Consider the following 22806-nt stretch of genomic DNA (forward strand, 5'->3'; position numbering starts at 1 on the left):
TCGCCCCTTGCCGGGGCGTCTCGTAGCGCGCTCGGGGCGTCTCGTAGCGCGCGCCTCTCAGAGCAGCTCGAGCGCGCCCCCGCCGCCCGCGATCACCGCCGCGTGATCGGCGCGATAGGCCCGCACGGCGGCCGGCAGGGCCTCCAGCACGTCTCGGGCGATCACGCCATCGGCGCCGCGCTCCGCCGCCGCCCGCTCGCCGGCCAGGCCATGGATAAAGACGCCTGCCCGCGCCGCCTCGAGCATTGGCAGCCCCAACCCGAACATCGCCGCGATCGTGCCGACCAAGACGTCGCCCGTACCGGCGGTGGCCAGCGCGGAGCTGCCATTGCAGTTGATCGTCAGCTCACCCTCGGGCGCGGCGATCACCGTGCGCGCCCCCTTGAGCACCACGATCACGCCCAGCGCGGCGGCGGCGCGCGCCGCGCTGCCCACGACGTCGGCGGCGAGCACGCTGACGGGTTGGCCGAGCAGCCGCGCCAACTCGCCCAGATGCGGCGTCAGGACGGTCGGCGCGCGGCGCTGCGCGAGCAGCTCAGGGGCGGCCGCGATCGCCGTCAGGCCATCGCCATCGAGCAGCAGCGGCGTCTGGATCGCGGGGACGAGGCGGCGCACGAGCTCCTGCGTTTCGGCGGCGAGGGAGAGCCCGTTGCCGAGCGCCACGCAGTCGACCTTGCCGGCCAGCGCCAGGAGCGCCTCTGCGCCAGCCTCGGAAAGGGCGCCCTCGGCCGTCTCCGGCTGCGGCACAAACACCACCTCGCTGGCCAGCGCGGCCAAGGGCGCTGCGAGGCTGCGCGGCATCGCCAGACGCGCATAGCCACCGCCGGCCCGCAGCAGCGCCAGCGCGGCGAAGCAGGGTGCGCCGTAGTAGCCGGCGGCGCCCGCGATGAAGAGCACGTCGCCGAAGCTGCCCTTATGCCCGTCGGGACGACGGCGAGGCAGGGGCGGCGGCTCGTTCAGCGCCAGTCGCAGCGCGTGATCGGAGAGCAGCGCAGGCGCGATCGAGATCGGCGCGACGTAGAGCTTCCCGCCGTACTCGCTGCCGGGAAAGAGCAGGTTGCCGCGCTTCGGCAGACCGAAGCTGACGGTATGGCAAGCTCGCACGGCCGCGCCGCAAACCACCCCGCTGTCGCCGTCGATTCCGGAGGGGATGTCGAGCGCGAGGACCGGGCGACCGGCAGCGTTGATCGCCTCGATCGCCGCGCGATAGAGCCCCTCTACTGGGCGCGCCAGCCCGGTCCCGAGCAGCGCGTCGACGACCACCTCGCAGTCGGCCAGGGCGCTGACGAGCTCGGCGGGCGCCGCGATCATCGCCGGCTCGAGCCCGCTCCGCCGCGCGCGCTCGAGCTGCGCCGCAGCCTCGTTGCTGAAGCGGGTTGGATCGCCAAGCAGCAACACCCGTACCGCGGCGCCGCCGGCATGGAGCTGGCGCGCCACGACCAAGCCGTCGCCCCCGTTATGCCCGACGCCGCAGAGCACGAGATAGCGTCGACCTCGCACGCCCAGCCGTCGCCGCGCGAGGTGATAAGCCGCCAGGCCCGCGTTCTCCATCAGCAGCGCGACCGACAGGCCGAGCTCCTCGACCGCGCGCCGATCGAGTTCTCGCATCTCCGCGACGGAAACGACCTTGGTCCGCATCATCGGGCTGCCCTCATGCAGGTGAGCGTGCTCGCACGCCGGAGTGACCGACGCCTGGCAAGCCTGGGACGCCGCGCTCAGCGCCATCGATCGGGCACCACGCCCTCCTCGACGGTGGGCGCGAGCGCCTCTGGACATCCATCCGCGTCGTCGATCCCGTTGATCGTCTCCGGCTCGTTGGGGCAGCGATCGCGGGGATCTGGAATGCCGTCACCGTCGTTATCCGCGTCGCGGCAGCCATCGGTGTCCTCGAAGCCATCCATGTCCTCGGGCTCGTCCGGACAGCTATCACGCGCATCCGGGATTCCGTCACGATCGTTATCCAGGTCTGGGCAACCGTCGTCGTCCTCGAAGTAGTCCTTATCCTCGGCCACGTTCGGACAACGGTCATCGCTATCGAGCACGCCGTCATTGTCGTTGTCGGGGTCAGGGCAGCCATCGGCATCGTCGAAGCCGTCACGGTCCTCGGCCTCGTCAGGACAAGCGTCGAGCTCGTCGGCGATCCCGTCGTGGTCCCTGTCGGCCACCGGATCCGCGCGCCGGAGCGGATTTTCGCCGTGCTGATAGTGCAGCCCCGCCAGCACCCGAAAGGCCGGCGTCCCCAGCCCGCCGCCAAAGCCGGGGCCCCCTCCAACGCTCGCGCTCAGGCCCCAGGGCAGCAGGCCGCGCAGCCCCACGAGCAGCTCGCCCCCGCGCTGGCGCTCGCCACGGCTCGCCAGACCCAAGAACCCCTGGCCGTCGATCAGCGCGTCGAGGCGCCGTTCCCAGAGGCGCGTGCGCAGCCCGACCGAGAGCCAGGCCTCGTCTCCGACCGTGGCACGCTGGGCGTCTCCTGCGAACGCCAGCTGGTAGTCCGGGCGCAAACGCACGCCGACGTTGAGCGCGGCACCGAAGCGCGACCAGTCCACGCCGAGGATCGCGCGCGGCTCGACCGTCACGCCCTCGTCGCCGCGAAAGTCAGCGCTGCTACCGGTCGGCAGGTCGACCGCCAGGCCCAGGCCCGCCAGCCACGGTCCCTGCGCCAGCAGCCTCCCCTTCAGTATCAAGCGCAGATCGCCGCTCCCCGCGGAAAGCGCGGGCCGAGTGCCGAAAATCGCGCCGCGCGAGCCACCATCCTGGGCCAGGACCACGGGCAGCGCGAGCCCGAGCTCCAGGCGCTGCCAGAGGCCCAGCGCCAGCAAGAGCTCGGCGTTGAGCTGGTACTTGACCTCATCGTAGCGGTGCGCGCCGTTGACCCGATCGACCACCTGCAGCAGCCGCTGGTCATAGTGGAGGAAGACGCCCGCCGAAGGCGATAGATGCGGCAGCGTCGTGGCCGTCTCGGTGCTGAAGAAGCCGAGCGCCGCGGCGGGCGGCCGCAAGCGCAAGATGGAAAATCCGCCCGTCTGCGCCAGCGCCGGCGCAGCCCCGCCCACCACCAGCAGAGCGACGAGCGGCAGCACACGCGGCGCGGGGCGGCGCCGGCGTCGCGCCGCGCCGCGACGACCCCCGCGACGCCCGCCGGCCACGGAACGCAGCGCGAGCAGCGCCGCGAGCAGGGCGAGCCAGAGCAGCGGCGGGGCCGACGCGGGCGCGGTCAACGCGCAGCCGCCGCCGGCGAGCCAGGCATCCGACCGCAGCGGGTCGCGGCCGGCCCGCACCTCATCACCATCGCTCACGCCGTCGTGGTCGCTGTCACTCTGCGTGGAATCGGTCTCACCAGGATCGACGACGCCGTTGCCGTTGCGATCCTCCTCACGATCGAGCAGGCCGTCGCCGTCCGTATCCGTGGGGAAATCGTCGCGGGGGTTGAGGGGATCGGTGCCTGCCGCCACCTCGGCGCCATCCTCCACCCCGCCACCGTCGGTATCCTTCAGCCGCGGATCGGTCTCCTCGCTCTCGCGCGTGCCGTTGTGGTTCCTGTCCTCGGCACCATCCTTGAGCCCGTCACCGTCCGTGTCGGCCCGCGTCGGGTCGGTCTCGCCAGCGTCGAAGACGCCGTCCTTGTTGGCATCCTCAACCCCGTCGAAGAGCCCATCGTCATCGCTGTCGGCCCGCGTCGGGTCGGTCTCGCCCGGGTTGCGGCGGCCGTCCTGGTTCTTGTCCTCGAGCCCATCGCCCAGCCCATCGCCGTCGCTGTCGACCAAGCGCGGATCGGTCTCTCCGCTATCGACCTCACCGTCCTTGTCGCGATCTTCGACGCCGTCACCGAGCCCATCGCCATCGGTGTCGGCCAGGCGCGGATCAGTCTCACCCGCCTCGACAATGCCGTTAAGGTTGCGATCCTCGACCCGATCGGGAAGCCCATCGCCGTCGCTGTCGACGAAGTCATCGTCCGGATCGAGGGGATCGTGCCGGGTGCTCAGCACCTCGGAGCCATCCGCCTCGCCGCCGCCATCAGTGTCGAAGCGCCTCGGATCCGTTTCGCCCTCATCGACCACACCATTGCGGTTGAGGTCCTCGCCCTCCTCAGGGCTCGCTATGCCGTCGTTGTTGGCGTCGATCCAGCCATCGACCAGGCCGTCGCGATCCGTGTCCTGGCTGAGCGGATCGGTCTCGCTCGCCGGATCGGTCCTACCGTCGCCGTTGAGCTCCTCGAGCCCATCGATCAACCCGTCGCCGTCGCTGTCGGCCACGAGCGGGCTGGTCTCTCCACTGTCGACGACGCCATTGGCATTACGATCCTCCTGGAGGTTGGTCAGGCGGTCGCCGTCGCAGTCGTCGGCCGTACCGGGTAGCGCGACGCTGGGGCAGGGCGAGACACAGCGCAGCGCCGCGCTATCGCAGAGCGCGCTGGTGCAATCAGCGTGCTGCGCACATTGCTGTCCGAGGCCGCAGCGCGCCGAGCACAGGCCGCCGCAGTCGATATCCGTCTCCGTGCCATTCTTCGCGCCATCGTCGCAGCCCGGCGCGGCACAGACCGGCGGGTTGGCGTCGGTGTCGCAGACCGCGCTCAGGCAATCGCGACCCAACGCGCAGCCCTTCCCCAGCGCGCAGGCTACCGAACAGATCCCGCCGCAGTCGCGGTCGGTCTCGCTGCCGTTGAAGACGCCGTCGGTGCAGCTCGGCGCCGCGCAGCGCGTTGAACCCGCGTCGCAGACGCCACTCTGGCAGTCGCGCGCCTGCCCGCAGCCGAGCCCGTCGGCGCAGGGCCCGCAGACCGGCCCGCCGCAGTCGCTGTCGGTCTCCAGTCCGCTGCGGCGACCATCGTCGCAGGTCCGGTCGTCGGCAGCGACGAGGGGATTGGTGCGATCATTGAGCACCTCCTGACCGTCATCGACGCCGCCACCGTCGCTATCGGCTCGCCGCGGATCGGTCTCGTTGGGGCCCACGACCCCATTGCGATCGAGGTCCTCGCCGTCGACCGCCGCGCAGCCGAGGCCATCGGCGTCGACGCAGCCGTCGGGCAGATCGTCGCCGTCGCTGTCCAGGTCGGTCGGATCGGTCTCGCTGGCGGCGTCGTAGCTGCCGTTGCGGTTGGCGTCCTCGACACCATCACTCAAGCCGTCGCCGTCGGTGTCGACGAGCAGCGGGTTGGTCGGGTTCGCGTTGACGATCGGCTGGCCGCGCTGGTCGACGCCCTGCTCGAGCCCGTCGCGCAAGCCGTCGCCATCCGTATCGGCCAGCGTCGGGTTGAGCTCGCCGGGCTCCCGCAGCCCGTTCTGATTGCTGTCCTCGACGCCATCCAGCAGCCCGTCGCCGTCGGTGTCTGGATTCGCCGGATCGGTCTCGTTTGCATCCACGAGGTGGTTGCCGTTGCGGTCCTCCAACGAATCAGGAATCAGGTCCCCGTCGCTGTCTGGATCGCGGCAGCAGAGCACACCGCCGCCTTGTGGCCCATCCTTGCGCAGACGCACGCCCTCATCCGAGCCGTCCGTTCCGGCGCAGCTCCAGGGCGCGGGGAGTGCCGAGCACTTGTTGCCGACGCTGCGATCCAGCGGCGCGCAGCCGCCACCGCCGACCTGCACCTGACCGAGGTTTCCGCAACCCCAGACGTCGTCCGGGAAGGACCCGCAGAAGCCTGCGAAGGTGAAGAGTCGGGTAGCATAGAAGGCGCCGCCGCCGACGGCCGCGCCGCTGCAGCTGCCAGAGGCCGCGGCGTCGATCTCCTGCAGGGTCTCGCAGACGTGCCAGCCCAGGGCACAGAGGTCGCCCGCCGAGCATCCGGCCCCCGTCGGATTGCTGCTGGAGTTGCCCGCCTGGCGGTTGCAGCGGGGGAGGGTGTCGACGAGACCGGGCAGCGACCAGCCGCCGCCACAGGCCGCGATCGCCCAATGGGTCTGCGGGTCGACGAAGCCCTCGCGGGTTTCATCGCTGCAGCCAATCGGCGAGAGCGCCTGGGCCGGGCGCGCGGCCGTGGAGAGCGCCAGCGCGGCCAGGAGGGGCAGCACCCGGCTTGTCGGGCGAAACATCTGGGGTCAGCTCCGTCGGGCTCGGCGAACGCAAGGCTTCGCGCACCACTCGTCAGCCCGCGCCGGTCGCGGCGCGGCAGCCCAGTATAGCGCCCTTTCAGGACTTGATCGCCCACGCGGAGCCGAGCACGCACGCGGCGCCATGACGGCAGCGCAGCCGCAGCGCGGCGCCGCTACGCAAGGCGGAGCCGACGGCGCAGTCCGTGGTTTGGCGCGCGCAAAGGAGCTAGGATGCGCGGGTCGATGGCAGCTTTCCCTGACGCAAGCGTCCTCCCCCACGGCCCGCTGGTCGAGCTCGCCGAGAATCTGCGCGTGATCGAGGGGGCGCTGCCAGGCCTACCGCTCAGGCGCCGGATGACCCTGGCGCGCCTCAGCGACGGACGCCTGCTGGTGCATAATGCGATCGCGCTGCCGGAGGCCCTGATGGGCGCGATCGAGGCCTGGGGCAGACCGGCCGTGCTGGTCGTCCCCAACGGCTGGCATCGGCTCGACGCCAAGGCCTATAAGCGGCGCTATCCGCAGCTACGCGTCGTTTGCCCCGCTGGCAGCGCGGCCCGCGTGGCCCAGACCGTGCCGGTAGACGATAGCTACAGCACCTTCGTCGGCGACGAGAGCGTGCGCCTCGAGCACCTCGACGGCGTGGGCGAGCGCGAGGGCGTGCTGACAGTGCGCTCCGCCGATGGGCTCAGCCTCGTCTTCAACGACATCCTTTTCAATCAGCCGCACCTCGCGGGCCCTCGCGGCTGGCTGCTGCGGCTGCTGGGATCGACCGGCGGTCCGCGTGTGACCGCGATCAGCCGCCTCTGGCTGGTCAAGCATCGCGCGGCGCTGCGCGCGCACCTGCTGCGGCTGGCGGCCCTCGAGGGGCTGCGCCGCGTGATCGTGATGCACGGAGAGCCGGAGCATGAACAACCCGCCGCCCTGCTGCGCGCGGTCGCCGCCGGGCTTTGAGGGCCGCTGGACGACCGGGCGGCCCGAGCGGCCGCGAGGCCGCCGGCGCTGCGATGCGGCTCAGGGCCGTGGTATCGCGGCGCGCGGTACGGCGTTGTTACCCTGACCGCCACCGCCCTTCTGCCCGTAGGACGCCCTCACGGGCTCGGTCACGGCCGCGCCAACGATCGCCTCGATCGCGAGCTGGCTGAGGCCATCGCGACCGACACCCTCGGCCCGCAAGACGACGCGCCGATCGCGGTCGCCGAAGCGCATCAGGTCGAGATCGACGGCCGTGCCGCCGATCGAATCGCCATCGCAGTCCCCGCTGTCCGAACCCGCCGGCTCACCCGGCTCGACGGTGTCATTGCACCACTGGTACTCACTGTCGTCGTTGCGCACGTAGACCGTGTAGCGCAGGTTATTCGCCATCTGGGCCGTCCGCGGATCGCTGCTCGCCGCCGCCGAGCCGGTGACGAAGAAGACGTTCTCCAGCGGCACGCTCCCGTCGCAGAGCACCAGCCCCTTGCCCGGAACATAGGCCGTCACCGAAGGCGTGCAGAGCGAGCCGTCGCCCCCACGCAAGAGGACCTCCCAGTCCGCGCGCGCGCGCAGCACGGCCTGGGCGCGCTCGATGCCCGTCTCCGCCGCGTAGAGCGCCTCCTGGCGCCGCGTCAGATTGCCGGAGACCCGCGTCCCCGACGACGAGAGCCACATCGCCGTCAAGCCGATGCCGAGCACGATCAGCGTCACCAAGAGCGCGATCAACAGGACCGAACCTGCCTCCCGCCGCGCAGCGCGCGTCCATGCCCTCATGGCGTCGGCCTCAGGTTGCGCGGCGTCACGAGCACGGTCAGGCGCCGGCGCTGATAGCGATCGTTGGCGCCCGCCGGGTGATCCTCGGCCTCGGCGCGGCCGCCCTGCGGGCCGGTCGTGTCAGGGCTGGGGGAGCGCGCGGTGACGGTCAGGCGCACCGCGCCGATGCCGCTCGCGCAGCTCAGCGCGTCGGGATAGCCGTCGCCGTTGAGGTCACCCGCCTCGCCCGGTCCGTTATGCGCCCACTCATCGGTTGGGCGCGTGTCCGTCGCGGCCATGGGGTCGAGGTGCCCCTCGTCGAACACGCCGTTGCCGTTCTCATCGCAGGCATAGGCGATCTGCAGGTCCTCGACGCCGTCGGCGACGACCTCGACGTTGCCGGTATCCGCCGAGGGCTGCGGGTTTGAGGTCGACCAGGTGACGAGGCGCGGCGGCTGCTCTGGACGCATCGGATCGCTCTCGACGGCGAAGTGCCGCACCCCCGCGCCGCCAACGTTGAGCACCAGCGTGCCGGCATCGTAGCCGCCCGCCGGAAAGATCTCGACGCCCGCCGGCGGATTGATGTCGGGCCCGAAGACGCCGTGAAGATGAGGCAGCTCATAGCCATTGGCGGGCGCGTTCCACAGCGGCGCCGCGGTCACCTGGAGCATCGTACAAGGCTTGCCCGTTCCCGGCTGCCAGAGGGCGAGCTGCTCGGCGGCCGGGAAGCGGCCAGGCGAGCCGACGATGGCCAGCGAATGCACCCCCGGCATGGCCTGCGTCAAACGCGCCGCGGTCAAGGCCGAGGCCGTCCCGGGTGTGGCGCCAATGAAGGCCACCGAGAGCGAGTCGACCCCATCGCCATGGCCGCTGGCGCAGTCCACGAGCGGGTCGCCGACCAGCAGCAGGTTGCAGTCGTTGTAGACGCGGAGCGGGATCAGCCAGGGCGCCGGGGCCGTCGTGCCGGTCGCATTCGCGTAGCGCAGGATGCGACCCTGCGGACAGCCGCCCAAGCCGTAGCCCGCCAGCCGCACGCTGCGCTGCAGGAACTCCAACGCGCCCCAGAGGTTCTCCTGGCTCGTGAGGTTATCCATCTGCTGGTGGTAGCTGCGCGTCTGGCCCGACATGAGCTGGTAGAGGCCGGCCGAGAGCATCGCCGCCAGGACCAGCGCGATCATCAGCTCGACGACCGTCAGGCCCTCGTCCTGCGCGCTCCACCCTGCACCCGGCGACGAGCCTGCACCCGGCGACGAGCCTGCACGGGGGTCCACCCCGGGCCACCGCGCAGGCTGAAGCGTCACGCCCACGCTGGGCCCACCCACGCCGACCATAGCGCGCCGGCGCATCAGCGGTACCTCTGCAGTGACATCGTCACGCCCAGCTCGCGGTACTGGTCTGCTGGAGCACTCTCCGCACCCCGCTCGACACTGAGCCAGCTGACGCGGATCGTGATCAAGCGACTGCCACCGCCGGGCGGGCTCTCGATCATCGCGCGCACGGTAAAGGGCCCGTCGCCCTGGCCGTCGGCGTTCACGCCCTGCATCGGCGTCACACCGTCGCGCTTCATCTCGGTGCTCCACACCCCGCCGGTGTCGACGACGTTGGCATACTCGATCGTCTGGTAGTGCTCGAGCGCGAGCTGCGCCAGCCGCGTCGCCTCGCTCGCCAGCTTCGAGTTGGTCACCTGGCGAATCGTCGTCAGCTGCAGCGCCGTCAGACCGAGCATGACGACCATGAGCAGCAGCATGGTCATTAAGACCTCGACGATGGTGAAGCCGGCGCCCTGCGCGGCCACCGCTGGTGGGCATGGCGCGCGCAGCTTCGCGAGGCAGTCGGCGGAGGTCGGTTCGCTCGGCACGGCCGCTCCTCACCAGCTCTGGTAGACGCGCACGTAGGCGGTGGTTTGGTAGACGACGATGCGCGCGTGGAAGTGGTTGTCGACCGTGCGGATGAAGACCGTCGCGGCGCTGTCGCTCGGCGCGGAGGTGCTGCCGGCCTCGGCCTGCACATCGGCGGTACCCGTGAAGCGTACCTCTGCCGGCAGCGCACCGGGCGGCGTGTAGCTCGTCCCGGGCGTGGCGGCGCGCTCGAGCACGCCGGCGATGATCACGGTCGGGGCCAAGATCTCGCGGCGCAGCAGCGACATCGTCGTCGTGCCCGGGACGACCGCGTTGAGCGAGTAGCGCTGCCCGGGACTGGGAATGACCAGCGAGCGATGCTCGCGGCTGGAGATGGCTTCGTAGTGTAGGCGCCGCAGGTCCTGGGCGATCTGGCGCACGGTGCGCTTGAAGTCCGCCTCGCTCGTGTCGCGGCTGAAGGCGGGAATGGCGAGCGCCGCGAGCACCGCCATGATGGTGAGCGCCACCAGCAGCTCCACCAGCGTGAAGCCCTCAGCGCGAGAAGGGTCGGATCGAGACCAGCGTCGCATGCGCTCTCCAATCGCGGGCCCAACGCCTCCGAGCATCGCGGCAGCAGCGGGCCAGCGGGCCCTATGCACCACCTGCCCGCGCGCCAGCGCACCGGAGTGCCCGAGATGAGCATGCTCCGTGCCATCGGCCGGCCGGTCGCGGCGCCGGTTCGAACGAAGCGCAATGATGCCAGATTGGGCGCGCCTAACGCAAAACGCCGGCGCGCGGAGAGGCCGCAGTCGGCGCCACAGGCCGCAATAATTGCGGAGCCGTGCCCGGGGAAGCGACCGCTGGCGGACGTGGCGCCGGGAGCGTGGCGCCGGGAACGTGGCGCCGGGAACGTGGCGCCGGGAACGTTGAGACGTGGCGTCGGGTGGGTCTGAGCTTCGGGCTCAGAACGTGAAGCGACGCGCCGCGTCGTGGAGCTGATCGACGCTGAGGTGGCGACCCGATCGAGCCCTTGGCTTGGCCTCCTGGCTCGGCGCCGGCGCTGGGGCAACGCCCGGCGCGGTACGCGTCGCCGGCGCGGTGCGCGTCGCCGGCGCGGTGCGCGTCGCCGGCGCGGTGCGCGTCGCCGGCGCTGGGGCAACGCCCGGGACGCGACGCGTCGCCGGGGCGCTTCGCGTCGCCGGCGCAGCCTGCACCGCTGGGGCGGCCGCCTTCGCCTCCAAGCCCAGCAGGGCGGCTAGCTGCGCCTCCACCGCCTCGCTCATGCTCACGCCCTGCTCATCACAATACGCGCGCAGCGCGTCGTAAGTCGCCCCGCGCACCGAAATGCTCCTGCGGGTCTGCTTCTTCGCCATGGCCAGGCTCCTCGCGCGCAAGCGCCGCGCCGTCTTCGGGTCCAAGGTCCCATTCTGGGCAGCCAAGCGAGACGCGTCAAGGGGGGGCACCGCATCTCGTTGCCAGCGGCGCGCAACCTACCAGATAGTGTGGCACAGCGGGGCGCGTGGTGTGGCACCGCGGGGCGCGGACGCTGCTGCCGTCGACCCTTTGAGGGCCCTCGCTGGCCCGCGCGTTTTCGTGCCGCCGCCGGTTGCATCGGCTAAGCTGATGCGCGCCCGTGGTCGTCGGCCGAGGGCTACGAGCCCGCCGAGGGTGCGCTGGAGCCTACGCTGAAGCGCCTGGTCCTAATTGCCGCCGTCGCCGCCGCCGCCGCTGCCACCGCCTTTGGGCTCGGCTGCGAGCGGCACCCGCCGAGCGCGGCAAAGGTTGCACCCCCGCAACGCGACGAGGCGACGACGGTGCGTGAAGGGGCGGGACTGCTCTTCACCTTCTTCGATCGCGCCGGCCAGATGCGCACGGTGGATCGGCTACGCGACGTCGAGAGCGAGGCACGGCGCGCCGTCATGGTCACCGATCCGCACCGCACGCTGGGGGGAGACCGGGTCTACGTCGCCGATCTCACGGTTCAGGACACACCCGAGGGCACCTTCCCGAGCTGGATCGAGGAGAAGGGCACCTGGCTCGATCGCGTGATGCCGCGGGTCAGCGTCGCGACGCTCGAGCGACCGGGAGCAGGGACGAAGGACGGGCCGAGCGCCGGCGGCAGCGCCGCAGCGCGGCCAGCAAGGCGGCGCGGCGCGAGCAGGCGCGGCCTGCGGAGGACCACGGCCGTCGCGGAGGACGGGTCGCAGCGCGCCGTCGCCAGCGGCACCGCTGACGCGGCCTCGCAGGGCGCCGCCGCGCCAGCGGCGGCGATGCCCAAGGTGATCGTCTTCGGCACCACCTGGTGCCCATCCTGCCGCCTGGCTCGTGACTACCTGCGCCAGCGCGGCGTGCGCTTTCTCGACGTCGACGTCGAGCAGCAGCCCGAAGCGGGCAAGAAGATGGTCGAGATTCAGCAGGCCAACGGCATGCGCCCGGGTGCCGTCCCGTTGATCATCGTCAACGGGCGGGTCTTCCAGGGCTTCAGCCGCTTCCAGCTCGAGGTCGCGATCAACAATCTGCAGCAGGCGAAGGCGTCATGAAGGCGGGGCGGCTGGCGCCGTCGCCCGCGGCGCTGCTGGCGCTGCTGGCGCTGCTCTTAGGCAGTTGTCACTGCGAGCGGCGCCAGGAGGCGCCTGGGCACAGTACGCAAAGGGCGCAGGGCGCCGCGCAGGAACGCGCCGCCCTGCGGGCGCTCGGCGTGCGCGAGCAAATGCGCCAGCTCGAGCGTTTGACCACCGAGCTGCGTCGACGCGCGCTCGGGGGCGCCTCTTGGGGCGCCCCAGCCCAGCGACTGGCGCGGCTGGCCGAGGCGGTCGACCCGCGCAGCTCGCTTCCAGACTTCGAGCAGCGCGCGCGGGCGCTGCGCGCCCGCGCGGGCGCGCTGCTCGAGACGACGCGGCCGGATCAGGTGGGCGCTTTCAACGCCCTGGTCGACGCCTGCCGCGCGTGTCACCTGCGCCATGCCGGTTCCAGCGCGGCACGGCAGCTCAGCGATCGGGCGGTGCCGCGCAGAATTCCGTGAGGCGTGACGCTATGTAATTAATTCATTGCGGCGCAGAATTCTGCGGAGCACGAGGGGCCGGCGAGACCCTTCTCGCGCCAATCGCTGGGCGCGGAGCAGGCTCCGGCTGGCACGATGACTGCATTGCTTCGCGCAGCGCGGAGCGCGGCCGCCCGCGCGGCGACCCCTTCGCGGTGCAGAGGCCAGGGAGGCGAGGCGCATGCTCACTGTTCATTTTCGCGCGGGGCTGATCCTCGGCCTGACGGGCGCGATCGGGGCGCTACCGGGGCTGGCCTTCGCCAAATTCGATCCGCTGGTGCTGCTCGAGCAGGGGCAGGTGCGCAGCGAGGTCGTGTTGCTGCTGGACACCTCGGGCTCGATGGCCAGCGCGCTGAGCGCGACCGCCGGCGCCTGCGCGGACGTCAGCGGCGGAGACTGCTTCGGCGACCGTAGCGGGTTGGTGGACCTCTGCGGTGATGGGCTTTGCAGCGGCCTAGAGACGGCGGGTTCTTGTGCCACCGACTGTCCCCTGACGAGCAACGCCGCGCCGCCGATCGGCGTGCTGGCGGCGGCGGGCCAGGCACCGAGCTGCGGGAGCGACCACGTCAGCCGCTTTGCGGCGACCAAGCGGGCGCTGCGCGCCGTGCTCCCCGAGCTCCGCGTGGCCGCCGGCTTCGCGCTGCTCGGCTTTGAGCAGCAAGGCTACTACCGCTACTACGCCGCGGCGGGCGGCCTGCCCAGCGCCCCGGTCTCGGTATTTTTGACCGAGTGGGAGTTGCGGCGCGTCGCGGGCTGGGACGTCGGCGCCGACGCTCCGACGGCGAACTTCGTCTGGCCGACCAGTGGGATGGGCATGATCGGCGCAGCGCTGACGCTGACCTCGGGCAGCGCGCTCGCCATCACCGCCGATAGCCTCTATCGCCGGGCCGACGACCCGGCGACGGAGGCACGCGCGGCCTGGGCCACGGCCGGCCGCCACTTCAACGACGGCAGCCACGACTGGGTCTACGTCGGCAGTTACTTCACCTACGACGCGCTGGCGATCGATCCTGCCAACAGCGTTCTCCGTGCAAGCTACGAGGGGCCCCAGTTCACGGAGGGCGCGACCACGTGGGTCTACGAGCGCTACGCGGCCAGCGCCTGCACCGAGGGCCTCGAGCAAGGCATCGACGGCAGCACGGACGCCGCCCGCGTGATCGTGCCGTTGACAGCCTCGAGCGCGCAGAGCGACCACGATCTCGCCCTCGGCGCGCTCCTCGCGCAATTCAACGCGGCGCCCAACGGTGGGCTGTTGGCCGTCGGGCGCACGCCCCTCGCCGAGGGGCTCGAGACGGCACGCGCGCACCTCAAGGACCGCCGCAACGGCGCGGGCCCCTTCGCCGCGCCCGATCCGGGCGCTGGCTGCCGTCCGCACTTCGTGGTCGTGATCAGCGACGGCACCGCCGCGACCGGCGCAGACCCCGTGGCGGCCGCGGCCACGCTGCTGGCCGAGGAGCCCACCAACCCTACCCGCACCTTCGTGGTCGCCTTGCCCGGCGCGGACCTCGTGCTGCTCGATGCGGTCGCGGCGGCCGGCGGCACCGATACCGCTCGCTTCGCCAATGATGAGCAGGAGCTGGTGACGGTGCTGCGCGAGCTGCTCCGCGGGGAGTTGCGGCGGGAAGTCACCACGGCGGCAGCGGGCACCGCGACGAGCCCGCTAAGCCGAATCGAGGGCAATCTGGCGCTGCTGGCGACGACCGTCTATCCGGGCTGGGAGGGGAGACTGCGCGCGCTCGACGTGGCCACCCGCTGCGCGAATAATGGCGATTGCGCCGCGGGGACCTGCGTCGATGGCCGCTGCGAGCTCTGGGATGCGGGCGTCCAGCTGGCGACGCGCGACTGGTTCTCGCGTCGGCTCTTCAGCGGGGTGCACGACGCCGTCTCGGGCGGCGCCCGCGACCCCCTCCCGCTGCTGGCCAATGACGGCAGCGGCACGCCCTGCGTGACGGCCGGCGCGGCGGCAGGCTGCGATCCGTCGCTGGGTCTCGGCGACCTCTGGACCAGCCTGACCGCCAGCGCGCCGCCGCCTGACCTCGGGGCGATGGTGCAGTGGCTGGCGGGAAGGGATCGCGCCTGGAAGCTGCCTCCGCTGATCAACAGCGTACCAGCGGCGGTCGGCCCACCGCCGAGCTACAGCGGCGCGACGGGCCATAGCGCACTGGAGTCAGCCGAGACGGCGCGGCGGCGCATCGTCTACGTCGCCTCGGATGAGGGGCTGCTCCACGCCTTCGACCTGCTGGAAGGCAGGGAGCTCTACGCCTTCCTTCCGGCGCATTTGCTGCCCCAGGTCTACGCGCTCTACGCGCGCGGCGGTCAGGATGCAGATCCCTCCCGGCACCACTGGGTGCTGGCGAACTCACCGCGCATCGAAGACCAGCCCGACGGTCTCGGCGGATGGCATACCTACCTGGTCCAAACCGACGGGCCCGGCGGCGCGCGCTTCAGCGTGCTCGACATCACGAGCCCTGGAAGCTGCAGCGATCCGCTGGTGGCCACCAGCTGCACACTCAACGACCCGCCGCTGCGCGTCGTCTTCGATGCCGACCACGCGGCGCCTCCGCTCCCCGCCCACTTCGGTCAGACCTTCTCGGTGCCTGCCCTCTCCTGGAGTGCGTCGTATCAGGCCCTGGCCGCGCTCGGCAGCGGATACGATGGGCCGGTCGCGGGCGAGGGCAGCCACTACAACCTGTTCAGTAACGTGGCCAGTCCGGGTTGGAGCACCGCCCCGGGCGACCTCGACGGCCACTACCTCGACGGCTCCGGCGCCGCCGTCAACGACTACGCCGTGCTCGCCGACACCGTGGCCGTGACCAAGGTGCCGGGCGACCGCGACGTCATTGCCACCTACCAGGCCGACCTCGCCGGTCGCATCACGCGCTTCGATCGCGCCCACCTGCTCTCCGTCGTCTCGGTGCTCGATGCTACCGACCAGGCGGGACCGCAGCATCCCTTCTACTTCGCCCCGGCGGCGCTCTATCGCGACGACATCAACCGCGTCTCCTTCGCCGGGAACTCGGGCGCGCTCCACGAGAACGACTACTCCTGGACCATGGGCTTCGAGACTCGCCTTTTTCTGCGCACCGAAGACGCCGGCACGGTCGATCCGGTGGCGGACAACTTCACCTGCGCGGTTAGCGATCTCTGCAATGCGGCCTGCTACGGTGGTGGCACTACGCCCGGAAGCTGCAGCGCGCCGAGCAACCGGGCGCTGCCGATCAGCTCGCCGCTGCTCGTGCGTAACCAGAGCAATGGCGATCGGATCGAGGCCTTCTACGCGCTCTACGAGCCTCCGACGGCGCTCTGCGCTGGTAGCGCCATCGACCGCGGCAAGAGCTGGTTGGTGCGCATCGACTCGGAGACGAACCGGCTCAATCTCCTTGAGCTGCGCGCGTTCAACGACACGCTCGTCAGTGGACTGTCGATTGCTGGAGGGGGCACCGACCTCGTCCTCACGCGCTCCGGCAGCAGCGGCACACGGGCGAGCATCGAAACCCTGAGCGGGCGCGCCCTCGCGGGCGGTGGCACGGCCGGAGCGCCCGTGATCGAAAGCTGGCACGAGGTTCCCTAAGAGCCCGTCGATCGATGGCCCCTCCCCAGGCACGGTAGAGCGACCCGAGGTCTGCGCCGCGATAACTACCCCTGGGCGCACGATGGCCACGCTTCCGCTCTTTGCCGTACGACCGCAGCGCTAAAGCTCGATCGGTCCGCATTAGCCCAACGGACGGCTGCGGAAGGGACCGCGTTGCGCGCCGGGAGTGGATCGCCCGCCGCGCATTTGGCGTGGCCCAGGGATGCTCGCGGGAGGGGGAGTAGATCGGCGAAGAGAGCTGGGAGCGACGCCCCACCGGCGCTCGCTCTGCGCCGGCTCGGAAGAAATCCGCGCGGGCTTCGAAGGAAGGGGCTCGTCGTCGCTCTAAAAGGCGCGTCCAACCGCGAGGCTGACCGCGCTCGCGTCATAAGAGGCGCCGAGCCGCCACGCCGTCGCGCGCTCGGCCTTCTTTGCCGTCAGATGATTGATCACCAGCCAAGCGACGCCACCCACCACAGCGGCAGATCCGACGCCGATCAGCACGTCCGTCGTGCCGGCCAGGGAGCGCTGTCGGTCGATGTCGTCCTTGGCCGAGGCCGGACAGAGATCGCCCGTCATACAGGCGCTCTTGGCGTCATCCCGCGCCTTCAGCGCCATCACCCCCGTGACCACGCCAGCGACGATCGCGGCGGCGCCGACGCTCATGACCACGATCGGCCCAATCCTACTGGGCCCCGTATCGCCCTTGTCGACTGGCGTCGCCGTAGCAGCGCCTGTCGCCGAGGTGTCGCGCGCCTGAGCCATCGTCTGCAGCTCGCGCTGCCGCTGCTCATCGCGCGCCTCCAGGCGCCCGATGCGCTCGCGGGCCAGATCTGCACCGGGGACGCCCGGGATCTCGGCGTAGCGGCGCAGGTACATCGCTGCCGTGCGCGCCTCGCCCATCCGCTCGTAGCAGTTGGCCAGGTTGAAGAGGAGCTGTGGCTTCTGGGTACGGTCGTAGACGCGCGCGAAGAGCCCCGCTGCCTGCCGATAGCGGCCGGCCGCATAGTGCGCCTCGGCCTCGTTGAACATCAGCCTGTTCTGGGCGTCCGAGTCGCCCGCCACCGCTGGCTCCGCCGTCTGCGCCGTCGCCAGCGTCGGGCTCATCACCAGCCAGAGGGCGAGCCCAAGGGTGCTGGTCCATCGCCGTGCTTGATTCGCTGCAGTCCATGAGCTTGCCATCATCTACTCCCAGGGGTTGAGGTTATCGGAGGGTAGTCCGTCGGAGCTTGGGCGCGCGCGCGGACGTGTGGGAGAAGCGCCGCCGGTCGGCTGTGCCGACCCGCCCGACGCTGGCTGTTGACTTGCGCCACCTGGCGCCTCTGCCGTATCCGCGCTGCCGGCGCCGCGTCCTCCGCGGGGTTCTCCGTCGGCCAGGCCCGTCATCGCGCGCGTGAAGCGAAAGGCCGTCTCATACCCAGCCGTGACAGCCACCCGACGGGTAATGCGAGCAGAGGCATCATGCTGCGGAGCGAAGGTGACGACGTGGCGACCCGCGGGCACGGTCATGACCACCGGCGTCACGCCCTGGACCCGACCGTCGACCGAGACCACGCCCGGTTCCTCGGACTCGACCCGCAGCACCGCAGCACCAGCGCTGTCGGCGCTGCTGCTGCTGCGGCGCGACCTGCGGACCGCCGCTGCTGCTGCCTGTCGAAGAATCTGCCGCCCCGCCGCGATCGACGCCGCCCGCTCCTCATTGCCCGAGCCATTGCCCGAGCCATTGCCCGAGGCATTGTCTGACCCACTGCCAGACCCACTGCTCGAGCCGCTGACAGCCCCCGCATTGGGCGTCGCCCCCGCGTTGGTGCCGGCGCGCGCGTCGAAGAGGCGCCCCAGGGTTGCCACCCGGGCGTTTCCGGGCAGCTCCGCGCGCAACGCGTCCAGGGCTGCGCGCGCAAGCTCGATCCGTCCCTGATCGAGCAGGTCGCGCGCGTGGGCGAGGCGTGGTGAGAGGTTGATCTCGCGCTCGAGCTGCTCGATCTCCTCGAGGGCGCGAGCCGACGAGGTGGCCTTGCGCGCGCGGCCAAGGACGGTCATCGCCGTGCGCTCGTCGCCGCGAGCGTAGTACTCTTTGGCGACCTGGTAGAGCGTCAGAGCGTCTTCCGCCGGAGCAGGCGGTGGTGGCACCGTCCCGCCCTTTAGCCCCTGACGGACCACCGCAGCGATCAAGAGCGCCACGCCGACGGCGGCCAAGATCAAGGGGAGTTTATATGCACCGCGCGCCAACGTCGTTGCCCCCTCGCATCAGAAGTCGTTACGACTAGCCGTCCCGAGCGCCGTTCCGAGCGCCTGTTCCCAGCGGTCAGGCCGCGCAGCGCCGGAGGTCGCTCCGACCTGGGTAATCACGGCGCGTCGATACCGTCCGCCCCGTCCGCCCTGTTCGCCGCACGCAACCCTCCCGAGGAGGGCGGCGTCGCTTTAGACCGGGAGACCCCGACCCCGCGCCGCGGGGCTGCTGCGCCCCCGCTCATGGCCGATGCTCAGCCTCCCAGCATCAGCGCTCGGACTACCAACCGAGCGACTGCGCCTGAAACACGATCGTCCGCTCCGTGCCGACCTGCGCGAAGGCGCCGGCGTTGTCGATCTTGTAGATCTTTGCGGAGGCCTGGGGCCGATGGTCGTCCTCGGTGTACTTGAGCTGCGGCGTCAGACCGTCGGTGGAGATCGGCACACCCGTCTCGAGCGCCGCCTTCAAGTTCTCGCCGCTGATCGGACGGTCCTTCTGGTCGACGAGACGCTCGAGGCCGCGCGTCAGCAGCATCGCCGAGGTGTAGCCCTTGACGTACTGCACATCCTGGTATGCCCGAGCGGTCGCCCCTGTGGTCGCGTCACTGATCGGATCGGTCTCGGGAAGCTGGCTGTCTGCCGCGCGCCACTTGTTATGAACCCGCTCGAGCTCGGCCATCCCGGCTGCGGTGCCGCCATATACGGCCATCGGCAGCACGCCGAGGAAGTGATCGACGCACCAGGCATCGGGCGGGGCGGTGTCGCGGTTCCTCTTGCAATCCCTGATCGTGAACTCGTCGTAGCCCCAGACGTTGCTGATCGACTTGACGTTGGCGAAATGCTCCTTGAGCGTACCGTCGAAAGCCCCGGTGGTGGTGACGTCGTCCCGCACCTTCTGCAGCGCCTTACCCATTCGGAAGGCGCTCGGATTGGTATTCGCGATCCAGACCCAGCTCACGGGCTTGTAGGTGCCGCCGGTCGCCTTGACCTGCTCCGCCTCCTTGACGAAGTAGTCATGCACCAGCGTGTCCACCTTGGCCTGCATGAACTCCTCGGCCGTGCCCGCGTAGCCCGCGTCAGGAACGTAGCTGAGCTCGATCTTGAGGTTGCGGCCGAGGGCCAAGCCCGCCTTCTTGGCGTAGGTCTGGCCCGCGGGGAGCGGCTCGGTGCAGTAGCCGGCGCTGCAGTGGAAGAAGCCGATGCGATCAGCGCCGGCCGCGGTGGCCTCGCGGGCGATGTAGTCGACCGCCGCGCGGATGCTGTTGGAGTAGTCCGTGCCTACAAAGAAATTGTAGGGGAAGCCGGTGCTACCGAGACGCTGGTCTTGCAGCGTCTCGACGAAGCTCTCATTGATCGAGGGAACGTCCTTGATGTCCCAGAAGACCTCCTTCGGCGAGGCCACCTTTCCGACCCAGCTTCCCGAGATCATGAGCTTCTTATCTTCGGCTAGCTTGGGGCCGAGGGCCAGCGTGTCGCCCGTACCAAAGCCCAGCACCGCCACGACCCTTTCCCAGGTGGCCGTATCGGCCGACCAGGCGGCGTACTGCTCGGTCGCCTTATCCACCGCGTAGGCATAGTCGAAGCTGTCGACGTCGAACTTACAGCCGCGAACGCCGCCGGCGTCGTTGACCTCGCGTAGGAAGTCGATCTCGCCCTTCCAGTAGGAGCGCCCGACCTCTTTCAGCGGACCGCTGTTGTCGTGGAGGATCTTGATCGGGATCGTGCCCTCGCAGACGCCGGGCGCGCTGGCCGCAGGCCGTTCGCAGAAGCCCCCCGATCCGCAGAAGTAGCCCGCGCCGAGCGCGGCTGCGCAGGAGCCGTCAGCCTTACAGGGCTGCTTGTCGAAGTTGCCCGCGGAACAGGCAGTGAGTCCGCCAATCAAGAGGGCCGCGACGAGGGCCTGCGGTCCGATGATGCTGCCGTATCCTGCGCGCGCAGCTGCCATGCGATCACGTGCCAAAGCGCACCTCCATGGGTATTCGCACTGAAATGAGGGCATAGAATACACGGGAGCGCGTCGATCTGAAAAATTATTTTGACGGCGACAGTAAGGGGGCGGGCGTTTTCAGGCGGAGCCCTTCTAGTATATGGTCCGCCGCCTTCGGCAGGAGAGGTCTGATGACGAGCCTGGAAGCCGCCAAGGGCGGTCCCCCCTCACGAAAGCGCGAGGCGATCGACGCGCGCTATCGCTGGGACCTGAGTGCAATCTTTTCCGACTGGAGCGCCTGGGAGACGGGCTGCAGCGCGCTCGAGGCCCAGCTTGGCGAGTATGGCGGTCTGAGCGGCACGCTGAGCCAAGGGCCCGCAGCGCTGCTGCAGGCGCTGGAGCTGGCGGATAGCATCGGCCAGCTTGCCTACCGCGTCTGGTATTACCCCGGTTTGATGTTCGATCAGGACCAGCGCGAGAACGCGATCGACGCCCGACGCCAGCGCGCGCAATGGCTGCTCGCACGGTCGAGCGAGGCGAGCGCCTGGTTCAACCCGGAGTTGCTGACGATCCCCCGCGCGACCCTCGAAGGCTGGTTAACCGAGCAAGCGCCCTTGCAGCGCTACCGCTTCGCCCTTTTCGAGGTCTACCGCCAGCAGGAGCACGTCCTGGACCAGGCAGGCGAGCAGTTGCTGGCGCTCGGGACGCAGCTCGCAAGCGCGCCCGATGAGGCCTATGCGGCGCTGGCGACGGCCGACATGCGCTTTCCTACCCTTCGCCTCTCGACGGGCGAGGAGGCGGTCATCACCCCGGGTCGCTATCGCGCGCTGCTGGCGCAGAGTCGTGACCAGGGCGATCGCGCGGCGGCCTTTCGCGCACACTACGGCTGCTACGAGCCCCAGCTCAACACCTACGCCGCGCTCTATCGTGGGGTGCTCGAGCGCGACTGGTTCCAGGCGCGGGCGCGACGGCATCGCAGCACGCTGCACGCCGCACTGCACGGCAACGACATCCCGCCGGCGGTGGTCGAGAACCTGATCGCCACGACGCGGGCGCACGTCGCGCCGCTGCAGCGCTATCACCGGCTGCGGCGGGCGACCCTTGGCCTGCCGCGGTACTTCCTCTACGACGGCGCCGTGGCCCTGGTCGCCGACGAGGGCGTCTATCGCTACGACGAGGCCGTCGAGCAGATCATCGACTCGGTCGCACCGCTTGGCGCGGCCTATTGCTCGCGGATGCGCGAGGCCTTCAGCGGCGGCTGGATCGACGTCTACGAGAACGAGGGCAAGCGCGCTGGAGCCTATTCGGCGCCTGTCTACGGCGTCCACCCCTACATGCTGCTGAACTACAACGACACGCTCGACGACGTCTTCACGCTCGCGCATGAGATGGGCCACGCGCTGCACACGCTGCTGGCTCACGAGCACCAGCCCTTCGTCTACTCGAGCTACACGATCTTCATCGCCGAGGTGGCCTCGACCCTCAACGAAGGCCTGCTGCTGCAGCATCTGCTGCGGACCCGCAGCACGCCCAGCGAGCGGGTGGTGCTGCTGCAGCGCGCGATCGACGGGATCTGTGGCACCTTCTACACGCAGGTGCTCTTCGCCGACTTCGAGCTGCAGGCACACCAGCGGCTAGAACGCGGTGAGGCGCTGACCGCAGAGGTGCTGAACGCGAGCTATCGCGAGCTGCTGCAACACTACTACGGCGACGCCATCGATCACGACGAGCGCTATGCGCTGACCTGGGCACGAATCCCGCACCTCTACCGCTCGCCCTACTACGTCTATCAATACGCCACCTGCTTCGCTTCCTCGGCTCAGCTCCTGACGGCGCTGCTACCGGCCGCGGGGGAAGACGCGCCGCAAGGCGCGGCCGAGCGCTACCTGAACCTCCTGCGCGCGGGCGGGAGCGATCAGCCGATGCTGCTGCTGCGGCGGGCTGGCGTCGACCTCGCGGAGGCCGACGCCGTGCAAGCCGTGCCCCGCCGGCTCGACGCGTTGATCGACCTGTTGGAGCAGGAGCTGCGGCAGCTCGCCGCCGCCTGAACGCGGGCGGCCCGCGGCCTCCGCGGCGCTGAGCGCCTTTGCACGCAGGAGGGGGCTGCGCCTCGTGATCCCTGGCGATGGGGCCGAGCGCGGCGCGCAGATCAGGGATCGGTGGTTGCAAAGCGGCGGCTGGAGAAATAGGATGCTTGTGGTACTCTTTCTGCGCAGGTCGCCGTGGGCCACGCGCCGGCAAGAGCAGCGCGCTCCGCCGGGCAGGAGCCGCGGGCGAGGCGCGACCGGGCTCGGCCCGAGCGGGCAGCCGACGCCAGGCGGCAGTTGCGCAGCGGCAGGCAAGTAGCCTGCAACAAGAGCATGCCCATGCGTTGCGCGCGGCAGTTTCAGACAGCGGGCGTGAGCGAGCAGACAGCGGGCGTGAGCGAGCAGACAGCGGGCGTGAGC

At 70.5% G+C, this 22806-nt stretch carries 15 protein-coding genes; 5 read left to right on the plus strand and 10 right to left on the minus strand.

Annotated elements, in window-relative coordinates:
* Positions 1-57: 57 nt before the first annotated feature.
* Entirely contained in the window at positions 58-1638 is a 1581-nt protein-coding gene (locus tag IPL40_06255) for an NAD(P)H-hydrate dehydratase (protein ID MBK8480760.1), read from the minus strand.
* Positions 1639-1715: 77 nt separating this feature from the next.
* Positions 1716-6029: a hypothetical protein gene (locus tag IPL40_06260; protein MBK8480761.1), complete on the minus strand. Its 4314-nt coding sequence runs from the start codon at positions 6027-6029 to the stop codon at positions 1716-1718.
* Positions 6030-6272: 243 nt separating this feature from the next.
* On the opposite strand from IPL40_06260, the gene IPL40_06265 reads away from it, so the two are divergent.
* Positions 6273-6980, plus strand: a complete 708-nt coding sequence (locus IPL40_06265) for a hypothetical protein (GenBank protein MBK8480762.1) — start codon at positions 6273-6275, stop codon at positions 6978-6980.
* A 60-nt stretch (positions 6981-7040) separates the two neighbouring features.
* Here the strand turns inward: IPL40_06265 and IPL40_06270 are convergent, their stop codons facing one another.
* The 5 genes from IPL40_06270 to IPL40_06290 all read right to left on the minus strand — a co-directional run bounded on the left by IPL40_06270 (position 7041) and on the right by IPL40_06290 (position 10965).
* Positions 7041-7727 carry a pilus assembly PilX N-terminal domain-containing protein gene (locus tag IPL40_06270; GenBank protein MBK8480763.1) on the minus strand — a complete coding sequence of 229 codons (687 nt, stop codon included), beginning with the start codon at positions 7725-7727 and terminating at the stop codon, positions 7041-7043.
* A 44-nt stretch (positions 7728-7771) separates the two neighbouring features.
* The gene (locus IPL40_06275) at positions 7772-9025 is read right to left on the minus strand and encodes a hypothetical protein (protein MBK8480764.1); all 1254 of its coding nucleotides are present in this window, start codon (positions 9023-9025) and stop codon (positions 7772-7774) included.
* A gap of 74 nt (positions 9026-9099) precedes the next feature.
* Positions 9100-9612 (minus strand): hypothetical protein, encoded by a 513-nt coding sequence (locus IPL40_06280; protein ID MBK8480765.1) that lies wholly within the window; start codon positions 9610-9612, stop codon positions 9100-9102.
* 9 nt (positions 9613-9621) lie between these two features.
* Positions 9622-10182 (minus strand): prepilin-type N-terminal cleavage/methylation domain-containing protein, encoded by a 561-nt coding sequence (locus IPL40_06285; protein ID MBK8480766.1) that lies wholly within the window; start codon positions 10180-10182, stop codon positions 9622-9624.
* A gap of 372 nt (positions 10183-10554) precedes the next feature.
* A complete protein-coding gene (locus IPL40_06290; GenBank protein ID MBK8480767.1) occupies positions 10555-10965 on the minus strand; it encodes a hypothetical protein in 411 nt (136 codons plus the stop codon).
* Positions 10966-11406: 441 nt separating this feature from the next.
* Here IPL40_06290 and IPL40_06295 point away from each other — a divergent pair, with 441 nt between their 5' ends.
* The 3 genes from IPL40_06295 (at position 11407) to IPL40_06305 (ending at position 16203) form a co-directional block, all read left to right on the plus strand.
* Positions 11407-12132 carry a hypothetical protein gene (locus IPL40_06295; GenBank protein ID MBK8480768.1) on the plus strand — a complete coding sequence of 242 codons (726 nt, stop codon included), beginning with the start codon at positions 11407-11409 and terminating at the stop codon, positions 12130-12132.
* Positions 12129-12614 carry a hypothetical protein gene (locus IPL40_06300; protein MBK8480769.1) on the plus strand — a complete coding sequence of 162 codons (486 nt, stop codon included), beginning with the start codon at positions 12129-12131 and terminating at the stop codon, positions 12612-12614. Before IPL40_06295 ends, IPL40_06300 begins: the two co-directional genes overlap by 4 nt.
* 199 nt (positions 12615-12813) lie before the next feature.
* Positions 12814-16203: a hypothetical protein gene (locus IPL40_06305; GenBank protein ID MBK8480770.1), complete on the plus strand. Its 3390-nt coding sequence runs from the start codon at positions 12814-12816 to the stop codon at positions 16201-16203.
* Between the two features lie 345 nt (positions 16204-16548).
* Here IPL40_06305 and IPL40_06310 read toward each other — a convergent pair whose 3' ends face one another.
* From IPL40_06310 to IPL40_06320, 3 genes are all read right to left on the minus strand, one after another.
* Positions 16549-17385: a hypothetical protein gene (locus IPL40_06310; protein MBK8480771.1), complete on the minus strand. Its 837-nt coding sequence runs from the start codon at positions 17383-17385 to the stop codon at positions 16549-16551.
* A gap of 3 nt (positions 17386-17388) precedes the next feature.
* Positions 17389-18405 (minus strand): hypothetical protein, encoded by a 1017-nt coding sequence (locus IPL40_06315; GenBank protein MBK8480772.1) that lies wholly within the window; start codon positions 18403-18405, stop codon positions 17389-17391.
* Between the two features lie 307 nt (positions 18406-18712).
* Positions 18713-20377, minus strand: coding sequence for an ABC transporter substrate-binding protein (locus tag IPL40_06320; GenBank protein ID MBK8480773.1), 1665 nt, complete (start codon positions 20375-20377; stop codon positions 18713-18715).
* A 173-nt stretch (positions 20378-20550) separates the two neighbouring features.
* Between IPL40_06320 and pepF the strand changes: the two genes are divergently transcribed.
* A complete protein-coding gene (pepF, locus tag IPL40_06325; GenBank protein MBK8480774.1) occupies positions 20551-22407 on the plus strand; it encodes an oligoendopeptidase F in 1857 nt (618 codons plus the stop codon).
* The last annotated feature ends 399 nt before the right edge of the window (positions 22408-22806 follow it).

The organism is Pseudomonadota bacterium (assembly GCA_016711215.1).
Lineage (GTDB): Bacteria > Myxococcota_A > Polyangia.